4 protein-coding genes are annotated in these 6,204 nt (G+C 73.7%); 2 read left to right on the plus strand and 2 right to left on the minus strand.

Going from position 1 to position 6,204, the window contains the following annotated elements:
- Nucleotides 1-40: 40 nt before the first annotated feature.
- Nucleotides 41-1,282 carry a serine hydrolase domain-containing protein gene (locus GUY59_RS17400; RefSeq protein ID WP_138200779.1) on the minus strand — a complete coding sequence of 414 codons (1,242 nt, stop codon included), beginning with the start codon at nucleotides 1,280-1,282 and terminating at the stop codon, nucleotides 41-43.
- Between the two features lie 141 nt (nucleotides 1,283-1,423).
- On the opposite strand from GUY59_RS17400, the gene GUY59_RS17405 reads away from it, so the two are divergent.
- Nucleotides 1,424-2,089, plus strand: coding sequence for a response regulator transcription factor (locus GUY59_RS17405; protein ID WP_138200778.1), 666 nt, complete (start codon nucleotides 1,424-1,426; stop codon nucleotides 2,087-2,089).
- Nucleotides 2,086-3,219, plus strand: a complete 1,134-nt coding sequence (locus GUY59_RS17410; protein ID WP_138200777.1) for a sensor histidine kinase — start codon at nucleotides 2,086-2,088, stop codon at nucleotides 3,217-3,219. The genes GUY59_RS17405 and GUY59_RS17410 overlap by 4 nt, the downstream gene beginning before the upstream one ends.
- A gap of 36 nt (nucleotides 3,220-3,255) precedes the next feature.
- On the opposite strand, the gene GUY59_RS17415 is transcribed toward GUY59_RS17410, so the two are convergent.
- Nucleotides 3,256-6,204: MGH1-like glycoside hydrolase domain-containing protein (locus tag GUY59_RS17415; protein WP_161714581.1), on the minus strand; the 2,949-nt coding region annotated here is incomplete at its 5' end.

The following is a 6,204-nucleotide window of genomic DNA, read 5'->3' on the forward strand; positions in this document are numbered from 1 at the left end:
GTTCATGGCGCTGCCGGCGTAGGACGCCCAGGCGGCCTCGCTATGGCCGGGCGGTGCCGCAGAGCGCGTGGTCGACCAGCGTGGAGAGAGCGCGGCTGGTGCGCAGCAGGGCGTCGAGGTCGCCGAGGGAGCGGGAGGTCGTCTCCACCGCCACGCTGTGCTCCGCGTCCTCGGTCACGCCCGCCCGGGTGGAGAAGCCGGCTTCGTCGCCGCCGTGACCCCAGTAGCCGCCGCCGCAGGTCAGCGGGAGGTACATCAGGCCGAGGCCGTAAGCGGCCCCGGTGAGGCCCATGTGCCGAAGCGCCGTGGCGGGGACGGTCTGCCGCATCTGCGCCAGCTGTGCCGGGGCGAGGAGTTTCCCGCCCAGCAGCGCGCGGAAGAACCGGTTGAGGTCGCCCGTGGTGCTGATCATCGCCCCGGCCGCGTCGCCCTGGCTCGGGTCGTGCACGGTGACGTCCGTCAGCGGGCCGTCCGGGGTGAACCGCGCGTAGGCCTTGGCGTGCGGGTCGGGGAGGCGCGGGTCGAGACGCGGGACGAGCGTGCGCCGCAGGTCCAGCGGGGTGAGGATGCGCCGCTCGACCTCCCGGTGCCAGGTGCGGCCGGTGACCTTATGGATGATCATGCCGAGAAGGACGTAGTTGGTGTTGGAGTAGCCCCACTCCGCGCCGGGGGCGAAGGCCGGCCGCTTCTCCATGGCCAGGGCGACGAGCTGCTCGGGCCGCCAGCGCCGCAGCCGCTCGCGGCGCCACTGCTCCGGCGAGGTGGCGGGCCGGAGGTATTCGGAGATGCCGCTGGTGTGCTGCAGGAGCTGGCGTACGGTGACCTCGCGCCCGTCGTTGCCGTGGCCGCTGACGACGCCCGGCAGCCACGTGTCGATGGTGTCGTCCAGTGACAGCCTGCCCTCGCCGACCAGTTGGAGCACGACCGTGGCGACGAAGGTCTTGGTGGTGCTGCCGATCCGGAAGTAGCCGTCGCGCGGCATGGCCGTCCCGGTTCTGCGGTCGGCGGCCCCGGAGCGGGCGGACGACCGTCCCGCACCGGTCCGGGCCTCGGCGAGGACGCCAACCACGCCGGTCTCGTGGACGGCCCGCACGTCGTACCGCAGCCGCTCCTGGGCTGCGCTGTCCGGCCGAGGCGCGGCGGGGGCGGCGACGGCCGGCGGTGCGTACGGCTTGGGGGGCGCCGCCGCGGTCGCCGTCACGACGATTCCGGCGGCCGAGACGACGGTCAGGACGCGCGTGCCGAACCGGCGGAAGAGCGGTCGGCTGCTGTGGACGAGCATGAGTCCCTCCTGGGAATCGCTGGTGGACTGCCGGGAGGCAATCCCAGCGGAACGCCGGTTACCAGGAGGGAACGGCGGCTTTTACCGCGCCGTAACCCCTCGCCGGTGATACTCGCATGCGAGTGATCTGGGGGATGCGCGATGCGGGTGTTAGTGGTGGAGGATCACCGGGAGCTCGCCGAGACGTTGGCGGGCGGGCTGCGCCGGGAGGGCCTGGCGGTCGACGTGGCGTACGACGGGGCGGGAGCGCTGGAGCGCAGCTCCGTCAACCGCTACGACGTCGTGGTGCTGGACCGTGACCTGCCCGGCCTGCACGGCGATCAGGTGTGCCGCGCGCTGGTCCGCGAGCGCTATCCGGCACGGATACTGATGCTCACCGCGGCCGCCACGATCGATGACCGGGTGGACGGGTTGAGCGTCGGGGCGGACGACTACCTGCCCAAGCCCTTCGCCTTCGCCGAGCTCGTGGCCCGCGTCCGGGCGCTGGCGCGGCGGGCGCAGCCCGCGGTGCCGCCGATCCTGGCACACGGCGAACTCCGCGTGGATCCCGGCCGCCGCGTCGCCACGCGGGCAGGTCGCCGGCTCGACCTGAGCCCCAAGGAGTTCGCCGTGCTGGAGCTCCTCCTGGCCGCCCAGGGCCGCGCGATCTCCGCCGAGGAGCTGCTCGAACGTGCCTGGGACGAAGCCGCCGACCCCTTCACCGCCACCGTCAAGGTGACCGTCAGCCGCCTGCGTCGCAAGCTCGGCGACCCGCCGCTGATCGAAACGGTCCCTCAGGCGGGGTATCGGCTCCCGTGGTCAGCATGAGGCCGTTCGCCCGGTGGACGGTCCGGTTGCGGCTCACGCTGCTGTACGGGGTGCTGTTCCTCGGGGCGGGCGCGGTGCTGCTCGCCGTCACGTACGTGCTCGTCGTCCACGGGCCGCCGTTCGTGAAGGTGGAGCCGCCGGCCGCGCCCGGCCTGCGGGACGTGTTCGAGCGGCCGGTGCCGGTGGTGGAGTCACCGGTGCAGCGGCGGGCCGTGTACCTGTCGCGGTTCCTCGTGGCGTCGGTGCTGGCCCTGGTGCTGATGACGTTCGCCGCGGTCGGGCTGGGCTGGGTGGTGGCGGGGCGCGTGCTGCGTCCGTTGCGGACGATCACGGCGACCGTGCGGGAGATCTCCGCACGCGATCTGCACCAGCGGCTCGGCTCTCAAGGACCCGAAGACGAGATCAGGGACCTGGCGGACACCTTCGACGGGCTGCTCGGGCGGTTGGAGGCGGCGTTCGAGGCGCAGCGGGCGTTCGTCGCCAACGCCTCCCACGAGCTGCGTACCCCGCTGACCTTCGAACGGAGCCTGCTGGAGATCGCGCTGGCCGATCCCGACGCCGACGTGCGGGACCTGCGGGTCGCCTGCGGACGCGTCCTGGCCAGCAACCAGGGCCAGGAACGGCTCATCGAGGCGCTGCTCACCCTCTCCCGCAGCCAGGGCGGGCTGGACCGGCACCAGGATCTGGACCTGGCGGAGGCGGCCGAGGCCACGCTCGGCTCCGCCCGCGCCGAAGCCGCCGCGCGCGGGGTGCGGGTCGAGGCGGCTTTGACAGTCGCCCGCACAGCGGGCGATCCGCGGCTGGTCGAACGGCTGGCGGCCAACCTGGTGCACAACGCCGTGCGCCACAACGTCGCCGGCGGCTGGGCACACGTCTGGACCGGGATCGAGGCGGGACGGCCGACGCTGCGCGTGCGCAACAGCGGGCCGGTCATCCCCGCCGACCAGGTCGACGCCCTGTTCCAGCCCTTCAGGAGGCTCGCGGGCGACCGGACCGGGGACGGGCACGGCCTGGGACTCGGGCTGTCCATCGTGGCCGCCGTCGCCGCCGCCCACCACGCCGAGCTCACCGCCCGCGCGCTTCCCGGCGGCGGCCTCGAGGTGCGGGCCGGCTTCCCGGGCGACCATTGACGAGGGATCAGGCAGGCGCATCCCAAGAGACAGCTCTCAGCCGCTGCGGCCCTCCAGTCCCGCGATCGCGATCGTGCCGGACGTGCCGCGCAGGCCGAATCCGTGGCGGAAGCCCTCGCGGGCCTGCGGGGTGGCCAGCGTGTCGCCGATCGAGACCGTGCGCAGCCGCCGCCACTCGCCACCCGTCCCGGCCGTCCGGGCGAAGGAGGTGATGGTGTCGCCGGCCAACACCAGCGCGAACCGGTCGCCGGGCTCCAGGGTCAGCGCGGCGTCGCCGGGCGTGTCGAGGAACCGGCCGCCGACCCGCACGTTGATGCCCGACCGCTCGCGGGTGTGGTTGTACCAGGCGGTCACGTAGTTGTCCTGGTCCTTGACCCAGCCGACGAACACGCTGTCCTCGGCGCTGCCGGTGCCGGCGAAGCTCCCGGCCGTCACCATGCTGATCGCGTCGGCCGACGACGGCCCCGCCGGACCCGCGACCACGCCGAAGAACGGCCGCGCGCCGCTGCCCGCGAACCTGCCGCCGCCGACCGTGATCTCCGGCTCGGCCTCGCCGCCCTCCGGCCGGTGCACGGTGTAGCCCGCGGAGGTGTCGGTGGCGAACGTGTCCTCCACCTCGACCCGCGCGTACGCGGCCGGGTCGAGCTCCCGCTCCACGTGCGCGTACGCGCTCACCGCCCGCGCCCGCCCGTCGTAGGCGGCGAAGGCGCGCACCGGGTGCACGTCGGGGCGCGGCCCGTCGCCGTCCGGCGGCGACACGCGCCAGCGCACCGTGAACTCGCCGCCCGGCCGCACCACGGGCGTCCCGGTCCTGCCGCGCGGCTCGGCGGACCAGCCGGGCGGCACGGCCAGCTCGACCTTCACCCTCGTGGCCGGCCTGCGGCCGTGGTTGGCGAACGTCGTGGTGACGGCGGCGGGTGCGCCCTGCTCGGTGACGGACACGTCGAGGCCGGTGTCGCCGGCGGCGGGCGACCACGCCTGCAGCTCGGTGACGCCGACGTACGCGCCCGGCCTCGGCACGAACACCAGCCGGATCGCGGTCGTCGTCAGCTCGGGGAACGTGACCCGGTTCAGCGCCGCGCCGGCGGGCCGCTCCGGCGTGCGCGTCTGGCCGGGCACCTCGCGCCACACCTCACCGTCCAGGAACTCCAGCCGGTACGACGCCGGCGCCCGCACCGCGCCGCCGTCGTCGTAGGTGTGGAACCGCACGTCGCTCACCCGGGTCGGCACGCCGAAGTCGACGCCGAGATGGTCCTCGGCGTTCGGCGAGCGGTAGTTCGTCCACCGGCTGTGCGGGATGTCGTCGTAGAAGATCCGCCCGTCCACGGCGTCCCACACGCTGTCGATGCCGCCCGTGTACGAGGCGAACGGCTTGGGGTGGCCGGTGCCGTGCGGGTTCGCGGCGTCGTTGCTCGGGCGCGCGGCGCGGTCCGGAGCGCGGCCCGGCACGCGGGCGGCCAGCTCGCCGAGCCCGGGCCGCGCGGCCGCGATCCTGCCGTCCACGTAGAGGCGCAGGCCCTTGCCCTGGCCGTACCTGGTGCCGTCGCGGTCCCACAGGACCGTCACGTTGTGCCCGTGGTAGGGCACGTTCTCCAGCGCGAAGTGGCTCCACGCGGCGGGGACCAGCGGGTTGACCACGACCTTGCCACCGGGCTGGGGACGCAGCCCGATCAGGCCGCTGATCACCAGGTCGTTGAAGGTGGAGTGGTTGTAGTGCTCGCTGTGGCCCTTGCCGTCGTAGATCCAGCGCGGCTCGTCGGGGTGGTGAGCCTCGGCGACGTACGGGCGGCCGTCCTTGTACTGGGTGAGCGCGTAGCCGCGCAGCAGCCGGTAGTAGTCGGCGGCGCTCACCACGTCCTGGTCGCGTTCGTTGAGCAGGTTGGCCAGCGCGGTCAGCGTGGTCGAGGTCGAGTACGGCCAGCTCGGCCCGTTCCACCGGCAGCAGCCGCTCAGCGCGTCCTTCATGAACAGCGGGCTGCGCCGCTCGGCGGTGGCCGGCCCGTACGGCGCGGCGAACCCCTGCGGGTCGAGCAGTTGCTCCCACGCCCGCTCGGTGCCGGGCCGGGCCATGCCGAACGCCCACGGCACGAAACCGATCTGCTCCCTGGTGGAGACGAGCTTCTGCTCCGGGTCCAGGTCGCCGCGGGCCCTGTGGTAGAAGAAGCCCCGCTCGCCGTCCCACAGGTGGCGGTGCAGGGCTTCGCGCAGCGCGTCGGCCCGCCGCCCGAACGTCCTGGCCAGCGCCCTGTCGCCGCGCATCTCGGCGATCGCCGCGATGGCCCTGGCGTCGCCGTACTGGTAGGCGTTGAGCGTCGGCCGGTAGCCCGCGCCGCCGTGGTAGGGGTCGTCGGGGTCGGTCTCGTAGGCGGAGGCGGTGTACTCCATCGCGTCCCACACCGGAACCGACCAGTAGAGCCCGAGCCGCTCGTCGTACTGGCCGCCCCACTTGTCGTACTGGCGGACCAGGTCGGGCAGCAGGTTCTCGACGAAGGCCGCGTCGCCGGTGACGAGGTAGCGCTGGTAGACGGCGTCGGCCGCCCACCACGCGTACTGGTGGGCCCAGTCGTCGGTGTCCTCGTTGACGAAGTCCTCCTTCGGCTTGGGCCCGGCGCCGGGGCCCTGCAGCCAGTACGTGAGGTAGTCGTCGACGGGGCGGCGGTCGCGCAGCCAGCGGCCCTCGTACACGTGGTGACCCGCGGCGGCGACGATGCCGCCGAGCGGCGCGGCGTATCCGGGGGCGTTGTGGAACTCGGTGATGATGTGGCCGGTCGCGGCGTCGGTGTAGCGGATGTGCCGCTTGAAGGTACTCCAGCGGTAGTAGTAGACGTCCTGGATCTGCTGGTCGGGCACGTCGAGGAAGGGGATGTTGGCTTCGTACCACGCCGGTTCGGCGAGGCCGGCCAGCAGCGCTCGGTGGTCGAGGAAGTCCGTGCCACTGCCGACCTCCGGGTAGACGGGCGGGGGCGCGGGGGCGGCGGCCGCCGG

Origin of the sequence: Nonomuraea sp. K271 (assembly GCF_009908215.1) — a bacterium.
Taxonomy (GTDB): Bacteria; Actinomycetota; Actinomycetes; order Streptosporangiales; family Streptosporangiaceae; genus Nonomuraea; species Nonomuraea longispora.

Bases quoted from the DNA above. Each gene is read 5' to 3' on its own strand.
- GUY59_RS17405 (WP_138200778.1), top strand. From the start codon at position 1,424: ATGCGGGTGTTAGTGGTGGAGGATCACCGGGAGCTCGCCGAGACGTTG.
- GUY59_RS17410 (WP_138200777.1), top strand. From the start codon at position 2,086: ATGAGGCCGTTCGCCCGGTGGACGGTCCGGTTGCGGCTCACGCTGCTG.
- GUY59_RS17400 (WP_138200779.1), bottom strand. From the start codon at position 1,282: ATGCTCGTCCACAGCAGCCGACCGCTCTTCCGCCGGTTCGGCACGCGC.